Source organism: Streptomyces sp. NPDC001401, assembly GCF_042895385.1.
GTDB lineage: Bacteria > Actinomycetota > Actinomycetes > Streptomycetales > Streptomycetaceae > Streptomyces.
Genome location: NZ_JBIAWI010000027.1, coordinates 68,297 through 90,338, shown reverse-complemented (window position 1 = coordinate 90,338; position 22,042 = coordinate 68,297). Strand labels below are relative to the sequence as shown.

21 protein-coding genes and 1 riboswitch are annotated in these 22,042 nt (G+C 70.9%); of the genes, 14 read left to right on the top strand and 7 right to left on the bottom strand.

The window, feature by feature from the left end; all coding sequences use genetic code 11:
* Nucleotides 1-72: 72 nt before the first annotated feature.
* Nucleotides 73-861: a carbon-nitrogen hydrolase family protein gene (locus ACFY10_RS50385; protein WP_390672151.1), complete on the top strand. Its 789-nt coding sequence runs from the start codon at nucleotides 73-75 to the stop codon at nucleotides 859-861.
* Between the two features lie 41 nt (nucleotides 862-902).
* A complete protein-coding gene (locus ACFY10_RS50380) occupies nucleotides 903-2,603 on the top strand; it encodes a flavin monoamine oxidase family protein (RefSeq protein ID WP_390672150.1) in 1,701 nt (566 codons plus the stop codon).
* A gap of 15 nt (nucleotides 2,604-2,618) precedes the next feature.
* Here the strand turns inward: ACFY10_RS50380 and ACFY10_RS50375 are convergent, their stop codons facing one another.
* Both ACFY10_RS50375 and ACFY10_RS50370 read right to left on the bottom strand, forming a co-directional pair.
* Nucleotides 2,619-3,551, bottom strand: coding sequence for an LLM class F420-dependent oxidoreductase (locus tag ACFY10_RS50375; RefSeq protein WP_390672149.1), 933 nt, complete (start codon nucleotides 3,549-3,551; stop codon nucleotides 2,619-2,621).
* An 88-nt stretch (nucleotides 3,552-3,639) separates the two neighbouring features.
* Nucleotides 3,640-4,326, bottom strand: a complete 687-nt coding sequence (locus ACFY10_RS50370; protein ID WP_390672148.1) for a DUF5995 family protein — start codon at nucleotides 4,324-4,326, stop codon at nucleotides 3,640-3,642.
* A gap of 162 nt (nucleotides 4,327-4,488) precedes the next feature.
* On the opposite strand from ACFY10_RS50370, the gene ACFY10_RS50365 reads away from it, so the two are divergent.
* Together ACFY10_RS50365 and ACFY10_RS50360 are read left to right on the top strand one after the other, a co-directional pair.
* The gene (locus ACFY10_RS50365) at nucleotides 4,489-5,604 is read left to right on the top strand and encodes a glycoside hydrolase family 6 protein (protein ID WP_390672181.1); all 1,116 of its coding nucleotides are present in this window, start codon (nucleotides 4,489-4,491) and stop codon (nucleotides 5,602-5,604) included.
* 201 nt (nucleotides 5,605-5,805) lie between these two features.
* The gene (locus ACFY10_RS50360; protein ID WP_390672147.1) at nucleotides 5,806-7,065 is read left to right on the top strand and encodes an alginate lyase family protein; all 1,260 of its coding nucleotides are present in this window, start codon (nucleotides 5,806-5,808) and stop codon (nucleotides 7,063-7,065) included.
* A 27-nt stretch (nucleotides 7,066-7,092) separates the two neighbouring features.
* Here the strand turns inward: ACFY10_RS50360 and ACFY10_RS50355 are convergent, their stop codons facing one another.
* The gene (locus ACFY10_RS50355) at nucleotides 7,093-8,304 is read right to left on the bottom strand and encodes an MFS transporter (protein ID WP_390672146.1); all 1,212 of its coding nucleotides are present in this window, start codon (nucleotides 8,302-8,304) and stop codon (nucleotides 7,093-7,095) included.
* Between the two features lie 139 nt (nucleotides 8,305-8,443).
* Here ACFY10_RS50355 and ACFY10_RS50350 point away from each other — a divergent pair, with 139 nt between their 5' ends.
* Complete coding sequence (locus tag ACFY10_RS50350) at nucleotides 8,444-9,928, top strand: ROK family transcriptional regulator (RefSeq protein WP_390672145.1); 1,485 nt, start codon at nucleotides 8,444-8,446, stop codon at nucleotides 9,926-9,928.
* Here the strand turns inward: ACFY10_RS50350 and ACFY10_RS50345 are convergent.
* The 3 genes from ACFY10_RS50345 to ACFY10_RS50335 form a co-directional block, all read right to left on the bottom strand.
* Nucleotides 9,895-10,053: a hypothetical protein gene (locus ACFY10_RS50345; RefSeq protein WP_390672144.1), complete on the bottom strand. Its 159-nt coding sequence runs from the start codon at nucleotides 10,051-10,053 to the stop codon at nucleotides 9,895-9,897. The genes ACFY10_RS50350 and ACFY10_RS50345 overlap by 34 nt on opposite strands.
* A gap of 38 nt (nucleotides 10,054-10,091) precedes the next feature.
* The gene (locus ACFY10_RS50340; RefSeq protein WP_390672143.1) at nucleotides 10,092-10,826 is read right to left on the bottom strand and encodes an SDR family oxidoreductase; all 735 of its coding nucleotides are present in this window, start codon (nucleotides 10,824-10,826) and stop codon (nucleotides 10,092-10,094) included.
* Nucleotides 10,827-10,950: 124 nt separating this feature from the next.
* Nucleotides 10,951-11,838, bottom strand: coding sequence for an RNA polymerase sigma-70 factor (locus ACFY10_RS50335; RefSeq protein WP_390672142.1), 888 nt, complete (start codon nucleotides 11,836-11,838; stop codon nucleotides 10,951-10,953).
* 231 nt (nucleotides 11,839-12,069) lie between these two features.
* A riboswitch (FMN riboswitch) is annotated at nucleotides 12,070-12,200 on the top strand.
* A gap of 146 nt (nucleotides 12,201-12,346) precedes the next feature.
* Between ACFY10_RS50335 and ACFY10_RS50330 the strand changes: the two genes are divergently transcribed.
* From ACFY10_RS50330 to ACFY10_RS50290, 9 genes are all read left to right on the top strand, one after another.
* Nucleotides 12,347-12,952: a riboflavin synthase gene (locus tag ACFY10_RS50330; RefSeq protein WP_390672141.1), complete on the top strand. Its 606-nt coding sequence runs from the start codon at nucleotides 12,347-12,349 to the stop codon at nucleotides 12,950-12,952.
* On the top strand, nucleotides 12,949-13,590 hold the full coding sequence (gene pnuC / locus ACFY10_RS50325; RefSeq protein ID WP_390672140.1) for a nicotinamide riboside transporter PnuC: 642 nt from the start codon (nucleotides 12,949-12,951) through the stop codon (nucleotides 13,588-13,590). The genes ACFY10_RS50330 and pnuC overlap by 4 nt, the downstream gene beginning before the upstream one ends.
* Nucleotides 13,587-14,876 (top strand): bifunctional 3,4-dihydroxy-2-butanone-4-phosphate synthase/GTP cyclohydrolase II, encoded by a 1,290-nt coding sequence (locus tag ACFY10_RS50320; protein ID WP_390672139.1) that lies wholly within the window; start codon nucleotides 13,587-13,589, stop codon nucleotides 14,874-14,876. The genes pnuC and ACFY10_RS50320 overlap by 4 nt, the downstream gene beginning before the upstream one ends.
* 33 nt (nucleotides 14,877-14,909) lie before the next feature.
* Nucleotides 14,910-15,395 carry a 6,7-dimethyl-8-ribityllumazine synthase gene (gene ribH, locus ACFY10_RS50315; protein WP_003988915.1) on the top strand — a complete coding sequence of 162 codons (486 nt, stop codon included), beginning with the start codon at nucleotides 14,910-14,912 and terminating at the stop codon, nucleotides 15,393-15,395.
* A 34-nt stretch (nucleotides 15,396-15,429) separates the two neighbouring features.
* The gene (locus tag ACFY10_RS50310; protein ID WP_030946750.1) at nucleotides 15,430-15,702 is read left to right on the top strand and encodes a phosphoribosyl-ATP diphosphatase; all 273 of its coding nucleotides are present in this window, start codon (nucleotides 15,430-15,432) and stop codon (nucleotides 15,700-15,702) included.
* A gap of 51 nt (nucleotides 15,703-15,753) precedes the next feature.
* Nucleotides 15,754-16,611, top strand: a complete 858-nt coding sequence (gene hisG, locus ACFY10_RS50305) for an ATP phosphoribosyltransferase (RefSeq protein WP_390672138.1) — start codon at nucleotides 15,754-15,756, stop codon at nucleotides 16,609-16,611.
* A gap of 14 nt (nucleotides 16,612-16,625) precedes the next feature.
* Nucleotides 16,626-17,069: a PH domain-containing protein gene (locus ACFY10_RS50300; RefSeq protein ID WP_390672137.1), complete on the top strand. Its 444-nt coding sequence runs from the start codon at nucleotides 16,626-16,628 to the stop codon at nucleotides 17,067-17,069.
* Nucleotides 17,070-17,245: 176 nt separating this feature from the next.
* Complete coding sequence (locus tag ACFY10_RS50295) at nucleotides 17,246-18,571, top strand: hemolysin family protein (protein WP_390672136.1); 1,326 nt, start codon at nucleotides 17,246-17,248, stop codon at nucleotides 18,569-18,571.
* Nucleotides 18,568-19,653 (top strand): hemolysin family protein, encoded by a 1,086-nt coding sequence (locus ACFY10_RS50290; protein WP_390672135.1) that lies wholly within the window; start codon nucleotides 18,568-18,570, stop codon nucleotides 19,651-19,653. The genes ACFY10_RS50295 and ACFY10_RS50290 overlap by 4 nt, the downstream gene beginning before the upstream one ends.
* Nucleotides 19,654-19,756: 103 nt before the next feature.
* Here the strand turns inward: ACFY10_RS50290 and ACFY10_RS50285 are convergent, their stop codons facing one another.
* Entirely contained in the window at nucleotides 19,757-21,622 is a 1,866-nt protein-coding gene (locus ACFY10_RS50285) for an AAA family ATPase (protein ID WP_390672134.1), read from the bottom strand.
* Nucleotides 21,623-22,042 lie beyond the last annotated feature (420 nt).

Genomic DNA, 22,042 nt, shown 5'->3' with positions numbered 1-22,042 from the left:
TTGCTGGGCCGAGCCCCGCAACCGTACCGTCTATCTGGCCCCCCAAACCTTCCGTACCGGTGAGGAACACGCATGCGTACCGCCCTGCTCCAGAGCTCCGGCCGCCCCGGCTCCGTCGCTGAGAACCTCAAGGTCCTCGACGCCGCCGCGGGCCGTGTCGCTGCCGCGGGCGCCACGCTGCTGGCCGCGCCGGAGATGTTCCTGACCGGGTACGCGATCGGCGACGACATCGCCCGCCTCGCCGAGCCCGCCGACGGCGAGTCCGCGGACGCGGTCGCCGACATCGCCGGACGGCACGGCCTCACGATCGCGTACGGGTACCCGGAGCGGGACGGCGAGACCGTCTTCAACTCCGCCCAGCTGATCTCCGCCGAGGGCATCCGCCTCGCCAACTACCGCAAGACCCACCTCTTCGGCTGCTTCGAGCGCGACCACTTCACGCCGGGCGAGCAGCCGGTCGTCCAGGCCGAGCTGGGCGGACTGACCGTCGGCCTCATGATCTGCTACGACGTCGAGTTCCCGGAGAACGTCCGCGCCCACGCCCTGGCCGGCACCGACCTCCTCGTCGTGCCGACGGCGCAGATGCACCCGTTCCAGTTCGTCGCCGAGTCGATGATCCCGGTGCGCGCCTTCGAGAACCAGATGTACGTCGCGTACGTCAACCGGGTCGGCCAGGAAGGGGAGTTCGACTTCGTCGGCCTCTCCGCGCTGGCCGGTCCCGACGGGGTCGCCCGCGCCCGCGCCGGACGCGGCGAGGAGCTGGTGTTCGCCGACGCCGACCCCGCCTTCCTCACCGCTTCCCGCGAGGCGAACCCGTACCTGAAGGACCGCCGCCCCGGCCTCTACGGGTCCCTCGTCTGAATCCCTCACCCCGTACTTTCTGTGCAAGGAGTCCGTACCCCATGACGTCCACCGTGCCCAACGCCGTCGAGCACGCAGACGAGCAGCAGCTGCCGCCGATCACCATGTTCGGCCCGGACTTCCCGTACGCGTACGACGACTTCCTCGCCCACCCGGCGGGTCTCGGCCAGATACCGGCGACCGAGCACGGCGCCGAGGTCGCGGTCATCGGCGGCGGACTGTCCGGCATCGTGGCCGCCTACGAGCTGATGAAGATGGGCCTCAAGCCGGTCGTGTACGAGGCCGACCGGATCGGCGGGCGCCTGAGGACCGTGGGGTTCGAGGGCTGCGCCCCGTCCCTCACCGCCGAGATGGGCGCGATGCGCTTCCCGCCGTCCTCGACCGCCCTTCAGCACTACATCGACCTGGCGGGACTCGAGACCCGGCCCTTCCCCAACCCCCTTGCGGAGGCGACCCCTTCGACCGTCGTCGACCTCAAGGGCGAGTCGCACTACGCCGAGACGGTCGACGACCTGCCGCAGGTCTACCGCGACGTCGCCGAGGCGTGGAACAAGTGCCTGGAAGAGGGCGCCGACTTCTCCGACATGAATCGCGCCCTGCGCGAGCGTGATGTGCCGCGCATCCGCGAGATCTGGGCGAAGCTGGTCGAGAAGCTCGACAACCAGACCTTCTACGGCTTCCTCTGCGACTCCGAGGCTTTCAAGTCCTTCCGCCACCGCGAGATCTTCGGCCAGGTCGGCTTCGGGACGGGCGGCTGGGACACCGACTTCCCCAACTCCATCCTGGAGATCCTGCGGGTCGTCTACACCGAGGCCGACGACCACCACCGCGGCATCGTCGGCGGCAGCCAGCAGCTCCCGCTCCGGCTCTGGGAGCGCGAGCCCGAGAAGATCGTCCACTGGCCGTACGGGACGTCCCTCAAGTCCCTGCACGTGGACGGCGAGCCCCGCCCGGCCGTGACCCGGCTGCACCGCACCGCGAACAACCGGATCACGGTGACGGACGCCGACGGCGACATCCGCACCTACCAGGCGGCGATCTTCACCGCCCAGTCCTGGATGCTGCTGTCCAAGATCGCCTGCGACGACTCGCTCTTCCCGATCGACCACTGGACGGCCATCGAGCGGACCCACTACATGGAGTCCAGCAAGCTCTTCGTGCCCGTCGACCGGCCTTTCTGGCTGGACAAGGACGAGGAGACGGGCCGGGACGTCATGTCGATGACGCTCACCGACCGTATGACGCGCGGGACCTACCTCCTCGACGACGGCCCGGACAAGCCCGCCGTCATCTGCCTCTCCTACACCTGGTGCGACGACAGCCTGAAGTGGCTGCCGCTGTCCGCGAACGAGCGGATGGAGGTCATGCTGAAGTCGCTCGGCGAGATCTACCCGAAGGTCGACATCAGGAAGCACATCATCGGCAGCCCGGTGACCGTGTCCTGGGAGAACGAGCCCTACTTCATGGGCGCGTTCAAGGCCAACCTGCCCGGTCACTACCGCTACCAGCGGCGCCTGTTCACGCACTTCATGCAGGACCGGCTGCCCGAGGACAAGCGGGGCATCTTCCTGGCAGGCGACGACATCTCCTGGACGGCAGGCTGGGCCGAGGGCGCGATCCAGACCGCGCTGAACGCGGTCTGGGGCGTCATGCACCACTTCGGCGGGCAGACCGATGCCTCCAACCCGGGCCCGGGCGATCTCTACGACGAGATCGCGCCGGTCGAGCTGCCCGAGGACTGAGCCTCGGGGAGAGGCTCAGATCCCGGCCGCCCGCGCCTTCTCGTACACCTCGGCCGCGAGATCCTTGAGCTCCTGCGCGTCCCGCAGGTCGTGCTGGAGGTCGATGAGGATCTCGTCCAGGCCGACCTCGGCGTGCGCGACCAGGTCCTCGACGATCTGGTCGACGCTGCCGTGGAACGGCTGACGGTCGGCACCGGCGTAACCCCCTGCCAGATAGCGGGGGTTGGCGCGCAGAACCGTCTGGATCGGCTCGGTGCGCCCGCGTTCGGCGGCCAGTTCCTGAAGTTGCTTCCACTGCGCGGCGAGCACCTCAGGGCTTCCCATGCCGATCGGCAGCCAGCCGTCGGCGTGGTCGACGAGACGGCGCCGGGCCTTCGCCGACCCCGCCGCCAGCAGGATCGGAATGGGCCGGGCGGGCTTGGGGCCGACCACGGACGGGTTGACCGTCGTGACGCGTCCCTCGTACGACACCGGGTCCGGGCCCCAGACGGCCCGGCACACCTCGATCAGCTCGTCCAGCACCTGGCCGCGCTCCTCGAAGGGGCGGACGGACGCGGCCGCGTACTCGTCGTGCGACCAGCCCGTGCCGAGGCCCGCGAGGACCCGCCCGCCGCTCACCGCGTCCAACGTGGCGAGCGCCTTGGCGAGTTGGAACGGCACGTGCAGCGGGGCGACGAGGACGCTGGTGCCGAGCCGGGCCCGTTCGGTGGCCGCGGCGGCGAGGGTGAGGGTGACCAGGGGCTCGGCCACGCCACGGTACGCGTCCGGCCAGGGAAGGCCTTCGACGCCGTACAGGCCTTGCCTGGCGGGCTCGGGGACCAGCAGCCGCTCGTACACCCACAGGCTCTCGTAGCCGATCCGCTCCGCCGTGCGCGCCACGTCGGGCACGTCGCGGCCGAGGTCGTACTGCTTGTTCTGGGGGAGGCCGAGTCCGAGCCGGGTCGCCATACCTGTGCTCCTTTGCAGTAGGTCCGCTCCTGTCGAACGTACAACTTTCATCTACGAGTTGACGGACCGCTGCGCAGGAGTGGCCGGATCAGTCCGGCAGTGGCGTGAGCAGCATGCGTCCGGCGAAGCCGACGGCCGTGTCGAGCCGCTCGGTGAACTCCTGGGCCACGTCCGGGAGTCCGCGCAGCGCCCACAGTGCGCGGGCCGCCGTCCAGGTGGCGTCCCGCGCCCGCTCCAGGCTCCAGGAGCCGAGCAGATGGGTCAGCGGGTCGGCGATCTGGAGGAGGTCGGGGCCCGGCATCAGATCTTCGCGGATGCGCTCCTCCAGCGAGACGAGGAGGTCGCCCACGCGATCGAACTCGTCCTCCATTTCCGCCGGTTCGCAGTCCAACGTACGGCAACTGTCCACGACGGCGAGCGCCAGGTCGTGGCCGATGTGCGCATTGATGCCCGCCAGCGCGAACTGCAGCGGTCGTACTCCGGGATGGCGGCGGAACTGGAACAGCGGCCGCCAGCAGGCCGGCGGTCGCCGCTCGGCGGTGACCGCGTCGACGGCGGCGAGATAGCGCTCCGCGAACCGTACGTCCAGCGTGATCGCCGCGCGCACGTCCGTGAACCGCCCGGCGTCGATGGTCCGGTCGACCGCCTCGGTGACGGTGAGGTAGACGCGGTTGAAGACCGCGACACCGTCCCGTTCGGGCAGGGCTGCGTCGAGGGCGCGCATCCGGGAGACGACTGCGTCTACAGAAGTGGTGAACTGTTCCAATTGCGCCATGGGGGAAGGGTCCCAGTCATAGGCTGACGGGAGTGTCGGCGGGCCCGGCGCTTCCCCAGAACGGGGGAACGGAGTGGGGGGAGCAGCACTGTGTCAGGCTTACGCGCGCAGCGCCTGGCCGCACGCAGGGCCGAGCGCAGGCGGGCCAACCGGCGCAGCGCCATGGTCGCGGCGGCCTCTGTCGTGGTCGCCGTCGGCACCGCGACCGGCATGATGTCGGCGCTCGACGACGGACGCGGCTCGGAGCAGGCGAAGCCCGACGTGACCAGTTCGCCGCGACTCGAGCAACTGCCGGTGGTGCCCTCCGTGTCGGCCACGGCCACCAAGTCCGCCTCCCCGACGCCGAGTTCGACGAAGAAGGCCAGTCCGTCGCCCACCAGGACGGAGAAGAAGCGGCAGCCCGCCATCGTGTCCGCCCGCCTCTATCGCCACTCGGACTCCCAGGTGCTCGACTGGGTCCGCGCCAACCCGGACGACCCGCGCACGCCGGTCATAGAGTCCCGCATAGCCGACCAGCCGGCCGCCGTGTGGTTCGCCGACTACACGCCGGCGACCATCACCTCCCGCGTCCGCGCGGTCACCTCCGACGCCGCGGCACAGGGCCGGGTGCCCGTCGTCGTGCCGTACGCGATACCCGGCCGCGACTGCGGGGGCGCCTCCAAGGGCGGAGCCCCCGACCTCGCCGGCTACGACGGGTGGATCGACAAGTTCGCGGCGGGACTCGGCTCCGGCGAGGTCGTCGTCGTCCTGGAGCCCGACTCCATAGCCCAGTCCGACTGCCTCTCCGACCGCGCACGCGCCGACCGCTTCGCCTCACTGGCCCGCGCGGGCCGTGTCCTGAAGGCCGCGGACCCGAAGGCGCGGGTCTACTACGACGCCGGGCACTCCGGCTGGAACCCGGCCGCGCAGCAGGCGGCGCTGCTGAAGAAGGCGGGCGCCGCCTCGGCCGCCTCCTCCGACGGGATCTTCAGCAACGTCTCCAACTTCCGCATGACGTCGGACGAGATCGCCTACGACCGTCAGGTCCTCGCCGCCCTCGGGGGCCCCGCGAGTCTGGGCGCCGTCATCGACACCAGCCGCAACGGCAACGGCGCCCCGGCCGACGGCGAGTGGTGCGACCCGGCGGGCCGCAGGATCGGCCGGGCACCCACGCTCAGCACCGGCGAGGCGCGCATCGACGCCTATCTGTGGGTGAAGCTGCCGGGGGAGTCGGACGGCTGCAAGGGGGCTCCGGGCACGTTCAGCCCGTCGTACGCCTATGACTTGGCCTCGTCCTAGGAGGACGTGCCCTCGCCGAGAAGCGGCTGCCGCGTCCTGAGAGGTGGAAGCCGCCGGCCTGCGTGACACGTCCCCTCTGTTCTGTACATGAAGGCTGTCCGGACCATTGTCACGGCCGGCCGCCAGCTCTACGCTCGCACGGTCCTACTCATGAACTGCGTTCACATTCCTGACCACTCGTTCGATGGATCGGAGTGCTCGATGAGTGGAAGATCCCGTGCCGCCGCCCTGCTGGCCGCGGCGGTGACCCTCGGAGCCGTCCTCGTCCCCTCCGCGCACGCGGCACCCAAGGCTCCCGACACCGCCGTCCTCGACGGCGCCCGGCTGCAGCGGACGAAGCTCCGCCTGGACCAAGGCGATCCGCAACTGCAGCGCGCCCTGCGGGAGTTGACGACCCGCGCGGACAACTGGCTGGACCAGGGCCCCTGGACGGTCGTCGACAAGCCCAAACCGGCACCCGGCGGCGACATCCACGACTACCTGAGCCAGGCCCCCTACTGGTGGCCGACCCGGACCCCGACGGCCGACAACCCCTGGGGCTGCCCGTACGTCCAGCGGGACGGACAGCGCAACCCCGAGGTCGACTCCGGCACCGACCGCCAGGACGTCGAGAAGGTCTTCGACTCGACCTACGACCTCTCCCTGGCCTGGTACTACACGGGTAAGCAGGCATACGCCGAGAAGGCGGCCCAGGTCCTGCGCACCTGGTTCCTCGACCCGGCCACGCGCATGAACCCCGACCTCGACCACGCCCAGTTCATCCCCTGCAAGTACGACGGCCGAGCCATCGGCATCATCGACTTCTCGCAGTCCTACACCAGCGTCGTCGACGCCCTGGCGATCCTCGGCACGGGTGCCCCCGGCTGGACGAAGACCGACCGGACGGGGATGGCCCGGTGGAACTCAGACTTCCTCGGCTGGCTGAAGAACAGTGCCTTCGGCAAGGATGAGGGCGCGGCGGCCAACAACCACGGCACCTTCTACGACATGCAGCTCGCCGCCCTCGCGTACGCGACCGGCGACCGGGCGCTGGCCCGCCGAACCGTCCTCGATGCGCGCACCAAGCGTATCGACCCGCAGATCGCGGCCGACGGCAGCCAGCCGCAGGAGCTCGCGCGGACGCGGAGCTGGCACTACTCGACCTTCGACCTGGTCGCGTACACGCGGCTCGCGGCGATCGGCCGGCACGTCGGTGTGAACCTGTGGACGTATCAAGGGCCGGACGGGCAGGGGCTGTTCAAGGCCGTCGACTATCTGCTGCCCGCCGCGACGGGGGCCGCCGCATGGCCGCATCCGGAGCTGGAGTTCCACCGGTACGCGGCGAGCGACGTCGTGCATGCGGCGGCGGACGCGGGGGACAAGGCGGCGCAGAAGGCCGTCCCGAAGCTGGAGACACCGCCCGGCGGTGACCTCTGGGCGCTGCGCCCGGCGGCCGAGCAGCTGGACTCGATAGCGGGCTGACCAGGGCCTTTCCGGCAGTGAGCGGTTTCAGGGCCGCGGGTTGGGAACCGCTGCGCCCGGACGGCTGACCTTCGGGCGGCTGCGGTCGCCGGTGCGCAGGACGCCCGCGAAGGCCGCAAGGCCGCACGCCAGAACCGTCACCAGCACGAACGACACCACCAGGCTCGACGCCTGCGCCACCCCGCCGATCAGACTGGGCGCGATCAGACCCGAGGTGTACGTGATGGTCGCCACGCCGGCGATGGCCTGGCTAGGGTTCGGGCCGCTGTGTCCGGCGGCCGCGAAGCACAGCGGTACGACGACCGCGATGCCGAGGCCGAGCAGCGCGAACCCGCCCATCGCCACGGCCGGATGGCCCGCGACGACGATGAGCAGCCCGCCCAGAACGGCCAGTCCACCGCCTGCCCGCACGGTGCGCACCGCGCCGAAGCGGTTGACCACCACGTCGCCCACGAGCCGGGCCAGCGCCATGGTGAGCATGAAACCGGTCGTGCACGCGGCGGCCAGGCCCGCCGAGGTGTCGAGCTGGTCGCGCAGATAGACCGCCGACCAGTCGAGGCTGGCGCCCTCCGCGAACACCGCGCAGAAGCCGACGGTGCCGATCAGCAGCGCGGACTTCGGCGGCAGCGCGAACCTCGGTGGCGGCTCCTCGCCCTCGGTGGCCTGCACATCGAGCACCCAGCGGCAGGCCAGCACGCCGAGCAGCGTGAGGGTGACCGCCGCCAGCGCGAAGTGCAGGCGCGCGTCCGAACCGAGGTGCGCGGCGAGCGTGCCGGCCGCCGAGCCGGTCAGGGCGCCCGCGCTCCACATGCCGTGCAGACCCGACATGATCGACTTGTCGAGCAGCCGCTCGACCTCGACACCGAGCGCGTTCATCGCGACGTCGGCCATGCCCGCGCTCGCCCCGTACGTGAACATCGCCAGGCACAGCGTGAGCATGTTCGGCGCCAGCGACGGCAGCACGAGGGACAGCGTCCACAGCGCGATCAGGCCGCGCAGCGCCGTACGGCTGCCGAAACGGTGACTGATCCGCCCGGCCAGCGGCATGGAACAGGATGCGCCGAACGCCGTGAAGGCCAGCGCGAAGCCGAGCTGTCCCGCACTCAGCGAGGCATGGTCCTGGACCCATGGCACCCGGGTCGCGAACGAACCGGTGACGGCGCCGTGCACGGCGAACACGGCGGCCACGGCGTACCGGGCGCGCCTCACCTCGCGCAGGTCGTAGACCACGTCGCTCATTCTCGGCCCTCCCGATTCCCTGCGTCCCCACCGGCGTCGCGTAAACTATCAGGAACCCTGCCTGATAGATAGGGGATTAATGGCCGCCCGGGCGCAGGCTCGCTGCAGCCCGGTCCCGCCGATCTGGAAGGATCCCGGCATGCCCGCATCCCCGAGCACCGCCCGGGCCATCAACGACCGGCTCGCCCTGCGCCTGCTCCAGCAGGAGGGCCCGTTGACGGCAGGGCAGTTGAAACAGCTGACCGGCCTGTCCCGGCCGTCGGTCGCCGACCTCGTGGAGCGCCTCACCGCGTCCGGCCTGATCACCGTGGTCGGAGAGGCGGGGGAGCAGCGGCGCGGGCCGAACGCGAAGCTGTACGGGATCGTCGCGGACCGCGCCCATCTGGCCGCGCTGGACGTGCGCACCGAGGGCGTCTCCGTGTTCGTGTCCGACCTGGTCGGCCGGGTGCTCGCCGAGGCGTCCCTGCCGATCGGCGGCGACATCGGGACGGGGCCTGCGGTCGAGCAGGCGGTCGCGCTGGTCGAACGCGTGGCGAAGGAGGCCGGCGCCGACCGCCTGCACACCGTCGGGATCGGCGCCCCCGGTCTGATCGACCCGTCCACCGGCGAACTCCGCGACTCCTCGGGCCTGCCGGAGTGGCACCGCCGCCTGGTCGCCGCCCTGCAGGAACGCCTCCCCGAGGCCCGCGTCAGCGTCGAGAACGAGACCAACCTCGCGGCACTCGCCGAACAGCGCGACGGTGCCGCCCGGGACCGCGACACATTCGTCCTGCTGTGGCTCGGCCACGGCACCGGCGCGGCCGTGGTCCTGGACGGCGCCCTGCGCCGCGGCGCCTCCGGCGGCACCGGGGAGATCGGCTTCCTGCCCGTACCGGGCACGGCCGCCCTGCCCTCGGCGACGGAGTGCGAGGGGGGCTTCCACTCGCTGGCGGGGTCGGCGGCGATCGTGGAACTGGCGCGGGAGCACGCCCTGACGACGGAGCGCACCGCCCACGAGCCCGCTGCCGCCGGGGTGGTGCGGCAGGCGGTGGCGCTGATTTCGGGGAACGGCGGCGGTCCGGCCACGCTGCCTGGATGGTCGCGCGGGAGCGCGGCGGCGGGGGACGGGGAAGCGGGGAGGGGTGGGGCGGTAGCGGTCGGGGACGCGGGGGCCCGGATGCCTGGCAATGAACTGGGGAGCGGCGGGTCGGCAGCCGTCGGAAATGCGGAGACGGGGACGCGTGGCGACGAGGCGGGGAAGGCCGAGCCGGTGCCGGCCGGGGGTGCCGAGAGCGCCGCGGAGACCTGTGACACCGGCCGAGAGGCGCCGACGCGTGACGGCGTCGGCGGCTCAGACGCCCGTTGTGCCGCCCGATTCCTTGACGCCCTCGCCGATCGCCTTGCCGTCGGTGTCGCCTCCGTGGTGGCGGTCCTCGACCCCGGCTGCCTCGTGCTCGGCGGCGAGGTCGGCCGGGCGGGCGGCGACGAACTCGCCGGCCGCGTGGCCGAACGGGTCCGCCGCATGTCTCCGCTGCCCACCGAGGTCCGGGCCAGCGCCCTCGGTGGGGGTGCCGTACTCCGCGGAGCACTGCTCACCGCGCGGGACCGCGCTCAGGACGAGCTGTTCGCGCCGCCCGCGCGGTAGTCCGCGCCGTCGGGGCGGCGATCCCCGTTTCCCGAGCGGTACGCGCCGGGCTCCGGCTCGGACAGCAGCACCTGCATACCTGCGAGGAGCGCGAGGCCCGCGCGGAGCCGGTCGCGCCGGTTCATCCTGCCCCACTCTCGGCTCCGCTCGAGCGGGGGGACCCTCATCGCCCCGCGAGGTACTGCTCGAACGTCCCCTTGCCGACGGCGTGTTCGGGAGCGAGGTGCCCACCGCTGCGGAACCCCCGGTACGCCTTGCCCCACAGCGGCACGTTCAGCACGGCCCGGCGGCGCCCCGTCGCCTTCAGGTAGGCGCGGCCCAGCGACTCGAAGGTCCGGATCTCCGGCCCGCCCATGTCCTCGACCCGTCCGGCGGGAGCACCGGCGGCCAGTTCGGCCAGCCGCGCCGCGACCTCCGCCACCTCGACCGGCTGGTCCCGGACACCGGCCGGCAGCAGTACGACCGGCAGCTTGGTCAGCGCCTTGAACAGCATCACGAGCAGGTCGTGGAACTGGGTCGTGCGCAGCACGGTCCAGCCCAGCCCCGACTCCTCGATCAGCTTCTCGACGGCGAACTTGGCCCGGTAGTACGGAAACGGCACCCGGTCGACGCCGACGATCGAGATGTAGACCAGGTGCCCCACCCCGGCCCGCCGCGCCGCCGCGATCAGGTTCCCGGCCGCCTTCTCGTCACCGCCGGTCTGTGTCGTCGCACAGTGCACGATCGTGTCCACGCCCGCGACCGCAGCCTCCAGGCCCGTACCGCCCTTGCGTAGATCGACGGCGTACGGCTGGGTGTGCCGGCTGAGCACCCGCACGTCGTGCCCGTCCGCGCGCAGCCGCTCGGTGACGAGCCGGCCGAGGGTTCCGGTGCCGCCGGTCACCAGGATCGTGGTCATGCTGTTCAGCCCCTTCCGACGCCGGGCGCTCCCGGGTGGAGCGCCCCACGTCAGCTGAGACCGCGCAGCCGTGTGGAATGTGACATGCCACTACGACCAAGCGCGAGTGGAATGTGACATGGCACTACGACCGCGTGAGCTGACGGCGTACGAACCCCAGCTTGTCCGGGTTCACCACCACCCGCACATGCGAGATCAGACCGTCGCGCACCTCGAACGCGACCATGCCGACGAGCGCGTCACCCGCCCACGCGGCCAGCCCGGTCTCGCCGTTGACCTCGGCCGTGGTGAAGTGCAGGCCGGCCGCGAACCGCTCGGCACCGCCCACCGCGAGCCGCGCCACCTTGTCCAGCCCCTCGACCGGGCGCCGGGCCGCGCTGACCTGGCCGCCGCCGTCGCTGGACCAGACCACATCCGCGGTCAGCAGCTTCTCCAGCCCGGCCAGATCACCGTCCCGGGCCGCCATGAGGAACGATGCGACGAGCTCCTCCTGCCGCTCGGGCGCCGGCTCGAAACGGGACCTGTCCTCGCCCACCCGCTGCACCGCCCGCCGGTACAGCTGACGGCAGTTGGCCTCGCTCAGGTCCAGTACGGCGGCGATCTCGCGGTGCCCGTACCCGAACGCCTCCCTGAGCACGTACACCGCGCGCTCGGTCGGGCTGAGCCGCTCCAGCAGGACCAGCATGGCCATCGACACGGCATCGCGCTGCTCGGCCGACTCCAGCGGGCCGAGCGTGCCGTCCGAGGTGACCACGGGCTCCGGCAGCCAGGTCCCCACGTAGTGCTCGCGCCGGGCGCGGGCCGAGGTCAGACGGGTGAGACAGAGGTTGGTGACGACCTTGGCCAGCCAGGCCGCCGGGTACTCGATGTCCGCGCGGTCGGCCCCGCTGAACCGCAGATAGGCGTCCTGCACCGCGTCCTCCGCCTCGTCGGCCGAGCCCAGCATGCGGTAGGCGAGGCCGAACAGCCGCGGGCGGTGCGTCTCGAACTCGTCGGCGATGGCGCTGCTCATGAACACCACCCTGCCAGAGCATGCGGGCAGGGGAGTTGAGAGGCCCGGCGGCGGGCAAGGGCCGTCGTCACCACCGCCGGGCCGGTCCAGGAAGATCCTAAAAGGACTAGACCAAAGGGTCCAACAGGTGGGCCGGGTTGAGAAGTCCATCGACTCTCCCTGTGAGCCACCCCACACCGTTCACCCGTCTGGACCTCGATCGGGCGTGGCACACTGGCCCTGTACCAGAAGCAGCGCACTCCGGGGTCGGTGAAAGTCCGAACCGGCGGTTACAGTCCGCGACCCGACCGCTTCCAGCGGCCGGTTGACCAGGTGAAATTCCTGGACCGACGGTTAAAGTCCGGATGGGAGGCAGTGCGCGGCGGGCGGGCATTCGTGCGCGCCGCCGTATCCGCTCGTCCTGCGGGACGAATGCGTCCGGCGTCGCCCCCGGTGTTCTCGCTCGTACATTCTGTCGTCATCGACAGGCCCCGGAGTCCGTGCCCGAAGAGGCAGGAGGACCCGGGAAGTGTTCACCGGAATCGTCGAAGAGCTGGGCGAGATCACGGCCGTCGAAAACCTCGGCGACGCCTCCCGCTTCCGGCTGCGCGGCCCCGTCGTCACGGACGGCGCAAAGCACGGCGACTCCATCGCCGTGAACGGGGTCTGTCTCACCGTCGTCGACCACGAAGGCGACGAGTTCACCGCCGACGTCATGGCGGAGACCCTCGACCGCTCCAGCCTCGGCGCCCTCGCCGTCGGCTCCCGCGTCAACCTCGAACGCCCCATGGCCGTGGGCGCCCGCCTCGGCGGCCACATCGTCCAGGGCCATGTCGACGGCACGGGCCGGGTCCTGGAGCGCAAGCCCTCCGAGCACTGGGAGATCGTGAAGATCTCCCTGCCCGCGGACCTGACCCGCTATGTCGTCGAGAAGGGCTCCATCACGGTCGACGGCATCAGCCTCACCGTGGTCGACGCAGGCCCGGACTACTTCACCGTCAGCCTCATCCCCACCACCCTCGACCTGACCACGCTGGGCCTCAAGCAGCCCGGCGACCCGGTCAACCTCGAGGTCGACGTCGTCGCCAAGTATGTCGAGCGGCTGCTCGGGGCCGGTCGGGGGGCGGACCGGTGAACTGGCTGAACTCGGAGGCCTTCACCCTCCTCGACCAGCGCATCATCTGGTCGGACATGATCGGCAACATACTCGGCCTGATCACCCTCGCCCTCGGCTGGCGCCGCTCCCTGCTGACCTGGCCGGTGCAGTTCCTCTCCGGCCTGGTCCTGTTCATCGCCTTCTACGGCCACCTCGCGGGCAGCGCCGGCAAGCAGGTCGTCGTCATGGTCGTGGCGCTGTACGGCTGGTGGCAGTGGAACCGAAACAAGGGCCAGGCGGAGGACGGTCACATCGCTCCCCGGTTCGCCACCTGGCGCGAGCGCGGCGCGATGATCGCCGCCGCAGCGGTCGGCACGGTCGCGGTCGCCCTGCTCTTCAAGGCCTACCCGTCCCTGTCCTGGGACCCCTGGCCGGACGCCTACATCTTCGTCGGCACCATCGTCGCCATGTACGCCCAGGCACGCGGCATGACCGAGTTCTGGATCGCCTGGCTCCTCGTCGACCTGGTCGGCGTCCCCCTCAACTTCGCCAACGGCTACGCCTTCTCCGGCTTCGTCTACGTCATCTACGGCGCACTCGTCCTGTGGGGCATGCGCGACTGGTGGCTGCGCTCCCGCAGGGCGTCGCAGCCCGTCCTGGAAGGAGCGCCGGCATGACTGCGGCACCGATTCTCTACAGCACCGACGGCATCGAGGACTGGTCGCTGGACCCGGTCGAGCAGGCCATCGCCGACATCGCGGCCGGCCGCCCGGTCGTGGTCGTCGACGACGAGGACCGCGAGAACGAGGGCGACCTCGTCATCGCCGCCGAGAAGGCCACCCCCGAGATCGTCGCCTTCATGATGAGCGAGTGCCGCGGCCTGATCTGCGCGCCCATGGAGGCCGACGAGCTGGAGCGGCTGAGGCTCCCGCAGATGGTCGAGGACAACACCGAGTCGATGAAGACCGCGTTCACGGTCTCCGTCGACGCCTCCGCCGCGCACGGCGTAACCACCGGCATCTCCGCCTCCGACCGCGCCACCACCCTCCAACTCCTCGCGAACGGCACTGCTCAGGCTGACGACTTCGTCCGCCCCGGCCACATCTTCCCGCTGCGCGCCAGGTCCGGTGGTGTGCTCGTGCGCAACGGCCACACCGAGGCCGCCGTGGACCTCGCCCGCCTCGCGGGCCTGCGCCCGGCCGGCGCGATCGTCGAGATCGCGGGAGAGGACGGCCGTATGCTCCGCCTCCCCGAACTGATCCCCTTCGCCCGCAAGCACGGCCTGACGATCATCTCCATCGAGGACCTGATCGCCTACCGCCGGACCAGCGAGCCGACCGTCCGCCGCGAGGCGGAGACCCATCTGCCCACCGCGCACGGCGAGTTCAAGGCCTACGGCTACCGCTCGACCGTCGACGGCGTCGAGCACGTCGCCCTCGTCCACGGCGAGATCGGCGACGGCGAGGACGTCCTGGTCCGCGTCCACTCCGAATGCCTGACCGGCGACATCTTCGCCTCCCTGCGCTGCGACTGCGGCCCCCAGCTGGACGCCTCCCTGGAGCGCATCCAGTCCGAGGGCAGGGGAGTGGTGGTCTATCTGCGCGGCCACGAGGGACGCGGCATCGGCCTGCTGTCCAAGCTGCGCGCCTACGAACTCCAGGAGCGCGGCCGCGACACCCTCGACGCCAACCTGGAGCTCGGCCTGCCCGCCGACGCCCGGGACTACGGCGCAGGCGCCCAGATCCTGGAGGACCTCGGTGTCCGCAGCGTGCGCCTGATGACCAACAACCCCGACAAGACCGACGCGCTGGTCCGCCACGGGCTCAAGGTCACCGGCCGCGAGCCGATGCCCGTACAGGCGGGCGAGCACAACCTCCGCTACCTGCGCACCAAGCGGGACCGGATGGGCCACGACCTGCCCTGGCTGGACGCGGCCCCCGTGTCCACCTGCAGCAACCAGTAATTGCGTATTTGCACCCCTAGGAGACAAGAGAACGTGAGCGGCAAGGGCGCACCGGAACTGTCCGTACGCAACGTCGGAGACCTGCGGGTCGCCGTCATCGCGGCGCAGTGGCACGAAAAGGTGATGGACGGCCTGGTGGACGGCGCCCTGCGCGCCCTGCACGACCTCGGCATCGACGAGCCGACCCTGCTGCGGGTCCCCGGCAGCTGGGAGCTCCCGGTCGTCGCCAAGGTCCTGGCGGGCCGCGGCTACGACGCGATCGTCGCCCTCGGTGTCGTCATCCGCGGCGGCACCCCGCACTTCGAGTACGTGTGCCAGGGCGTCACCCAGGGCCTCACCCAGGTCTCGGTCGAGACCGGCGTCCCCGTCGGCTTCGGCGTGCTGACCTGCGACACCGAGGAGCAGGCCCTGGACCGGGCCGGCATTGAGGGCTCCAACGAGGACAAGGGGCACGAGGCGGTGACCGCGGCGGTGGCGACCGCGGCGACCCTCCGCTCAGTATCTGAACCGTGGCGCTGACGTATGCGGGGTTTGGCATAGGCTGAGCGTCACCATGTCCAATAAGACGTTCGAGGAGCTCTTCACCGAGCTCCAGCACAAGGCAGCCCACGGCGACCCCGCCACTTCCCGCACCGCAGAACTGGTCGGCAAGGGCGTCCATGCCATCGGCAAGAAGGTCGTCGAAGAGGCCGCCGAGGTCTGGATGGCCGCCGAGTACGAGGGCAAGGAAGCGGCCGCCGAGGAGATCTCGCAGCTGCTGTACCACGTCCAGGTGATGATGGTCGCCCGCGGCATCTCCCTGGACGACGTCTACGCCCACCTCTGAGCCGTAACCCGCACACATCCCCGTACGAAACGAACAAAGGAAGCCGACCTCATGCTGCGCATCGCCGTCCCCAACAAGGGTTCCCTGTCAGGCCCTGCGGCGGAGATGCTGCATGAGGCCGGCTACCAGCAGCGCCGCGAGTCCAAGGAGCTGCGGATCGTCGACCCGTCGAACGAGGTCGAGTTCTTCTACCTCCGCCCGCGCGACATCGCGATCTACGTCTCCTCCGGCCGCCTCGACATCGGCATCACCGGCCGCGACCTGCTGATCGACTCCGGCGCCAACGCCGAGGAGATCCTTCCGCTCGGCTTCGCCCGCTCCACCTTCCGCTTCGCCACCAAGCCGGGCACGGCGAACGGCGTCGAGGACCTGAACGGCATGACGGTCGCCACCTCCTACGAGGGCATCGTCGCCAAGCACCTCGCCGACAAGGGCGTCGACGCCTCCGTCGTGCACCTCGACGGCGCGGTCGAGACCGCCATCGAGCTCGGCGTCGCCGAGGTCATCGCGGACGTCGTCGAGACCGGCACCAGCTTGCGCAACGCGGGCCTGGAGGTCATCGGCGAGCCGATCATGAAGTCCGAGGCCGTCGTCATCCGCCGTACCGGCGCGGACGGCGAGGAGGCCGCTGAGTCGAAGGTCCAGCAGTTCCTGCGCCGCCTGCAGGGCGTCCTGGTGGCCCGGACGTACGTGATGATGGACTACGACTGCCGCGTCGAGCAGCTGGAGAAGGCCGTCGCCCTCACCCCGGGCCTGGAGTCGCCGACGATCTCGCCGCTGCACAACGAGGGCTGGGTCGCCGTCCGTGCCATGGTTCCCGCCAAGGAAGCCCAACGGATCATGGACGACCTGTACGAGATCGGTGCCCGGGCCATCCTGACCACGGCCATCCACGCCTGCCGTCTCTGAGGGGCGCCCGAGAGATGTCCGACCTGCCCGTTCTTCCCGTCACTTTCCGGCCGGGCCGCACCCGGGCCGTGCTGCTCACCTCCGGTGCGGTGATCTTCGTGGTGATCACGACCGTCGCGCTGCTCCTGGAGCAGCTCGGCCCCGGCGAGAAGCTCAGTTTCGTCCTCACCGGAGCGCTCCTCTTCGGTGTGCTGGCGATGCTCGCCCGGGTGAAGGTCGTCGCGGACGAGACCGGCGTCACAGTGGTGAACATCGCCAGCAGGCGGCACCTGGACTGGGCCGAGATCCTCCATGTGAACCTGCGCCCGGGCGACCCCTGGGTGTTCCTCAACCTCAGCGACGGCACCAGCCTGCCCGCGCTCGGCATCCAGCCCGGCATCGCCAAGGAGCGCGCCATCGCGGACGCACGCACCCTGCGCGCGCTCGCCGAGGCCCGCTCGACAAGGGATCTGCCGTAAAAGCCCATGTCTTGATTAATCTGTTGGCGGAGGCGTTTTCGTTGCGCCTCCGCCGCTGATGTTCCCGCCGGTCTTCAGAGGCCCCTGCTACCCGAGGAGTGACTCCCTCCAGCGATGGACGGATCGTCCTGTAGTACCTGCGCCGCCCCCTCACGACATACCGAGGCGGCGGCATCATGACCACCCCCTTGCTGCTCCTCGGAGCGGCTCTCCTGCTGATTCTGGCCAACGGCTTCTTTGTGGCCGCCGAGTTCGGCCTGGTCACGGTCGAGTCGACGGACGCCGAGAAGGCCGCCGCCGAGGGCGACAAACGGGCCCTCAGGGTCGCCGAGTCGCTCAGAGAGCTGTCCTTCCAGCTCTCCGGCACCCAGCTCGGCATCACCATCACCTCCCTCGTCGTCGGCATGCTCGCCGAGCCCGCACTCGCTCAGCTGCTGCACGGCCCGTTCACCGCGATCGGCATCCCCGAAGGCGCCGTCTCCGGTGTCGCGGTGGTCGTCGGCATGCTGCTGGCATCCGCCGTGCAGATGGTGATCGGCGAACTGGTGCCCAAGAACTGGGCGGTGTCCAAGCCGATGCAGGTCGCCCGCTTCGTCGCCGGCCCGCAGCACGCCTTCTCCCGCCTGTTCCGCCCGGTCATCGCCGCGCTCAACGCGGTCGCCAACCGTCTCGTCCGTGCCCTGGGCGTCGAGCCCGCCGAGGGGCTGGTCTCCGCCCGCACCCCCGGCGAACTGGTGTCCCTGGCCCGGCACTCCGCGCAGGCCGGCGCCCTGGAGCAGGACACGGCCGACCTGTTCGTACGGACCCTGTCGCTCGCGGAGCTGACCGCGCAGCACGTCATGACCCCGCGCGTGAAGGTGAGCGCACTGCAGTCGTCGGCGACCGCCGAGGACGTGGTCAACCTGACCCGCGCCACCGGCCTGTCCCGCTTCCCCGTCTACAAGGAGCGGATCGACGAGGTCGTCGGCATGGTCCACCTCAAGGACGCCCTGGCGGTCCCGGTGCACGAGCGCCTGCGCACCCCCGTCGGCCGCATCGCCCGCCCGGCGCTGCTGGTCCCCGAGACGCTGCCCGTGCAGCCGCTCCTGGCCCAGCTGCGCAGCGAGCAGCCCATCGCCGTCGTCGTCGACGAATACGGCGGCACGGCGGGCGTGGTCACCCTGGAGGACATCGTCGAGGAGATCGTCGGCGAGGTCCGCGACGAGCACGACGGGCAGGACGTGCCCGAACTCGCCGCCGCCCCGCCGGAGGACGGCAGGCCCGCCTGGGACGCCGACGGCAGCTGCCGTGTCGACATCCTGCAGCGCATAGGACTCGACGTGCCCGAGGGCCCGTACGAGACCGTCGCCGGACTGGTCGCCGACCGGCTCGGCCGCATCCCGGCCGTCGGCGACAAGGCCGAACTGCCCGGCTGGCGGCTGACCGTGCGCCGCGTCGGCCACTACCGCGCCGAGCGGGTCCGGCTGGTGCGGACCGGCCTGGTCGTGGAGGTCGCCCGATGAGCGTGCTCCAACTTCTGTTCGCCGGCCTGCTCGTGCTCGCCAACGGCTTCTTCGTCGGCGCCGAGTTCGCACTCGTGTCCGTACGCCGCAGCCAGATCGAACCGCTGGGCACGGCCCGGGCCCGCCAGGTCCTCTACGGCCTGGAGCGGCTGCCGCAGATGATGGCCGCGGCCCAGTTCGGCATCACCGTCTGCTCGCTGACCCTGGGCGCGGTCGCCGAACCGACCGTCGCGCACCTGCTGGAACCGGTCTTCGAGTGGATCCACCTGCCCGACGGCATGATCCACCCGCTGGGTTATGTGATCGCGCTGGCGGCGGTCGTCTTCTTCCACCTCGTCATCGGCGAGATGGTCCCGAAGAACCTGGCGATGGCGGCCCCGGAGAAGGCCGCGCTGTGGCTCGCCCCGGGCCTGGTCGCCTTCGCCCGTGTCTGCAAGCCGATCACCATCGCGCTCGGCGCCGTCGCCCAGGCGATCCTGCGGCTCTTCCGCGTCGAGCCGAAGGACGAGGTCGAGGCCGTCTTCACCAGCGAGCAGCTCAACCGGCTGGTGGAGGACTCCGGCCAGGCCGGCCTGCTCGACCCCGAGGAGCAGGAACGCCTCGAGGACGCCCTGGAACTGGGTTCCCGCCCGGTGACGGACGTGCTCCTGGGACGCGAGTCCCTGGTGACGGTCCCTCCGTCGGTCACCCCGGGCCGGATCGTCGAGCTCACCGCCCGCACCGGATACTCCCGCTTCCCCATAGCCGCGGAGAACGGCGCCTTCATGGGCTACCTGCACGTGAAGGACGTACTCGACCTGGAGGACTCGGACCGGGCGGTGCCGCAGCAGCTGTGGCGCCCGATGACGACGCTGCGCTCAGAACTCCCCCTGGACGACGCCCTGACGGTGATGCGCCGCGCCGCCACCCACCTGGCTCAGGTGGCCGACGCGTCCGGCAAGGTGCTCGGCCTGGTCGCCCTGGAGGACGTACTGGAACTCCTGGTCGGCGAGGTCACGGACCCGGCGCACCGGGAGGTACCGGAGGTACGGGTGACGGAGCCGCGGGCAAGCGGCGAGCCGGAACAGGCCTTGGCAGGCTGATGCCGGGTTCCCCGCACCCCCTAGGGGCGCGGGGAACTGCCGACAAGCCGCAACGCACCCGCATCCGCAAGACATCAAATTCGACCGAGCTCGTGGGCGCAGCTCACAACCCCGACGGATCCTGCGGCCCCCGCCCGGACAACACTTCCCCATACGCCTGCATCAGGTCAGGCAGCCGCAGTGTCGACAAGTCGTCCCGCGACAACACCCCGGGATACGTCGACAGCCGCAGATCCCGATACGCGCAGCTCTTCTCATACAGCGTCCGCAGAAACCGCCCGTTCCCGAGCTCGTCGATCCACCCCTGATCCACCACATGCCCGGCAATGGACCGCAGCTCGTCGAGGGCCTCCTCGTCCCACACGTCGCCGTTCTCGGCAGCCAACACCTCACCGATCGAGGTGAGTTCGAGAGGCCGGTACGAGGGGAAGTCGACGCGGGTGGTGAAGCGGGACGACAGGCCGGGGTTGGCGGCCAGCAGGCGGTCCATGCCCTCCGGGTAGCCGGCCAGGATGACCACCAGGTGGTCGCGGTTGTCCTCGGCCCGCTTCAGCAGCACCTGCAGGGCCTCGTCGCCGTATGCGTCGCCCTTGCCGTAGCCGGAGTTGGAGAGCGAGTACGCCTCGTCGACGAAGAGCACACCGCCGATCGCGGAGTCGATCAGTTCGTTGGCCTTCACCGCGGTCTGGCCGAGGTACTCGCCGACCAGGTCGGCCCGTTGCGCCTCCACGAGGTGGTCGCCGCCGAGCAGGCCGAGGGCGTAGAAGACGCGGCCGAGGATGCGGGCGACCGTGGTCTTGCCGGTGCCGGAGGGGCCGGAGAAGACGAAGTGCCGTTTGGGCGGCTGCACCGGAAGGCCCTGGCCGGCGCGCAGCCGCGCCATGTTCAACTGGGCCGACAGCGCTTTGACCTGTCGCTTCACCGGCTCCAGGCCCACCATGCGCTCGAGCTCGGCGAGCGCCTCCTCGAGCAGTGCGGGATCGGTGGGCCCGGCGGGCAGCGGGGACCCCGACGGGCCGACGGTCTTCTCGCGCACCGCCGGGTCGATCGCCGACGGCAGCGGGCCGACCGGCGGCAGGTCGGACTCGGAGAGCCTCAGGTCCCGGCCCTCGGCGCCGAAGAGCGGGTCCAGGGTGTCGGGGCCCTCCAGGGCGTCCTGGCCGCCGGAGAGCGTGATCGCCGCGAGGTCGGTGGCCTCGTCGTACCCGTCGCTCTCGGCGATCGCCGCGAGTCGGGCCGAGGTGTCCATGAAGGCGGGGTCGACGCGGTGCACGGCCCGGTACAGGGGGAGGGCGGCGGCCGAGCGGCCCGTGCCCTCGTGGGCCCGCGCAAGCCAGTAGCGCAGCTCCTTGCGCTGCGGCTGTTCGCTGCGGCAGCGCATCAGGGCGGACGACAGGAGCGGTTCGGCCTGGCCGTACATCTCCAGGCGGACCCGCGCCATGCCGCCGAACAGGCCGGCCTCGATGCCGAGCAGGGCGTCGTCGATCAGCGGGTCGGTGTGGCGGACGAGCTGGTCCCAGTCCTTGACGAGGTAGGCACGGCAGGCGTGCAGAAAGCGGACCTGCGGGTCGGTGTCCACGGGCGGCAGGCCGGCGAGGGCCCGGTCCAGCTCCGGGACATGGCGGCCGTCCAGCCAGTGGGAGGCGTGTGCGAGCAGCAGATCGCGCGGGCTCTCCAGCACGGGCTGCACCCACCAGCCGAGCCAGTACCAGGAGTTGAGGGAGCGGCGGTGCCGGGCGCGCTGGTCGCCGAATCGGTCCCGGTGCCGGAACATCCGTAACAGCGCGGTCGTCGTGTCGACGCGCAGCGCGTGCAGTCCGAGCCAGCCGTCGGCCATCCCGGGATCCATGCGGACCGCAGCCCGGAACTCCTCCTCCGCCTGCGGATAGGCGCCCATGGTGTAGGCATCCACACCTCGCAGCCAGGCGAGGTCGGCCGGGGCCTCGGGGCCCTGCGTGCCGAAATCCATCACGTCCCCCACAAACCGTGCCCCCGTCGGTTGACCGCCGGACCGATGTCCGCCGGCCGCCTTGATCGAACCGCCGTACCGCGGACCGGAGTTGCGGTGCGCGCAGCCGTCCATCAGGTCGCACCGAGGGCATCGTACCTGCGGTGGTGTCGCCCGCCGAAGGGTGCCGCACGGGCCGTTTGGCGAGGTGGGAGCAGATGGGGCGCACTTCGGACGGTGACCGTGGGTGAGCGAAATGCACCGCGGAGCGTCCGGAAAACGGGGTGCGGGCAGAACGAAGCCCCCGATCACGGGGGAACAACCGGGGGCTTCGCGACAGTGGGCGGCTTCGAACGGCCGCACATTGAGAACGTAAGTCCTGTACGACCCCCCGGTCAAGCGGAGTTGGGGCACTCCAGGAAGTTCTCCGGCGGGCGTCTT

Coding starts and splice junctions, on each gene's coding strand:
- ACFY10_RS50380 (WP_390672150.1), top strand. CDS start 903: ATGACGTCCACCGTGCCCAACGCCGTCGAGCACGCAGACGAGCAGCAG.
- ACFY10_RS50310 (WP_030946750.1), top strand. CDS start 15,430: ATGTCCAATAAGACGTTCGAGGAGCTCTTCACCGAGCTCCAGCACAAG.
- ACFY10_RS50335 (WP_390672142.1), bottom strand. CDS start 11,838: ATGAGCAGCGCCATCGCCGACGAGTTCGAGACGCACCGCCCGCGGCTG.
- ACFY10_RS50290 (WP_390672135.1), top strand. CDS start 18,568: ATGAGCGTGCTCCAACTTCTGTTCGCCGGCCTGCTCGTGCTCGCCAAC.
- ACFY10_RS50345 (WP_390672144.1), bottom strand. CDS start 10,053: ATGAACCGGCGCGACCGGCTCCGCGCGGGCCTCGCGCTCCTCGCAGGT.
- ACFY10_RS50365 (WP_390672181.1), top strand. CDS start 4,489: ATGGTCGCGGCGGCCTCTGTCGTGGTCGCCGTCGGCACCGCGACCGGC.
- ACFY10_RS50375 (WP_390672149.1), bottom strand. CDS start 3,551: ATGGCGACCCGGCTCGGACTCGGCCTCCCCCAGAACAAGCAGTACGAC.
- ACFY10_RS50295 (WP_390672136.1), top strand. CDS start 17,246: ATGACCACCCCCTTGCTGCTCCTCGGAGCGGCTCTCCTGCTGATTCTG.
- ACFY10_RS50350 (WP_390672145.1), top strand. CDS start 8,444: ATGCCCGCATCCCCGAGCACCGCCCGGGCCATCAACGACCGGCTCGCC.
- ACFY10_RS50285 (WP_390672134.1), bottom strand. CDS start 21,622: ATGGATTTCGGCACGCAGGGCCCCGAGGCCCCGGCCGACCTCGCCTGG.
- ACFY10_RS50300 (WP_390672137.1), top strand. CDS start 16,626: ATGTCCGACCTGCCCGTTCTTCCCGTCACTTTCCGGCCGGGCCGCACC.
- hisG (WP_390672138.1), top strand. CDS start 15,754: ATGCTGCGCATCGCCGTCCCCAACAAGGGTTCCCTGTCAGGCCCTGCG.
- ACFY10_RS50385 (WP_390672151.1), top strand. CDS start 73: ATGCGTACCGCCCTGCTCCAGAGCTCCGGCCGCCCCGGCTCCGTCGCT.
- ACFY10_RS50355 (WP_390672146.1), bottom strand. CDS start 8,304: ATGAGCGACGTGGTCTACGACCTGCGCGAGGTGAGGCGCGCCCGGTAC.
- ACFY10_RS50340 (WP_390672143.1), bottom strand. CDS start 10,826: ATGACCACGATCCTGGTGACCGGCGGCACCGGAACCCTCGGCCGGCTC.
- ACFY10_RS50320 (WP_390672139.1), top strand. CDS start 13,587: ATGACTGCGGCACCGATTCTCTACAGCACCGACGGCATCGAGGACTGG.
- ACFY10_RS50360 (WP_390672147.1), top strand. CDS start 5,806: ATGAGTGGAAGATCCCGTGCCGCCGCCCTGCTGGCCGCGGCGGTGACC.
- ACFY10_RS50370 (WP_390672148.1), bottom strand. CDS start 4,326: ATGGCGCAATTGGAACAGTTCACCACTTCTGTAGACGCAGTCGTCTCC.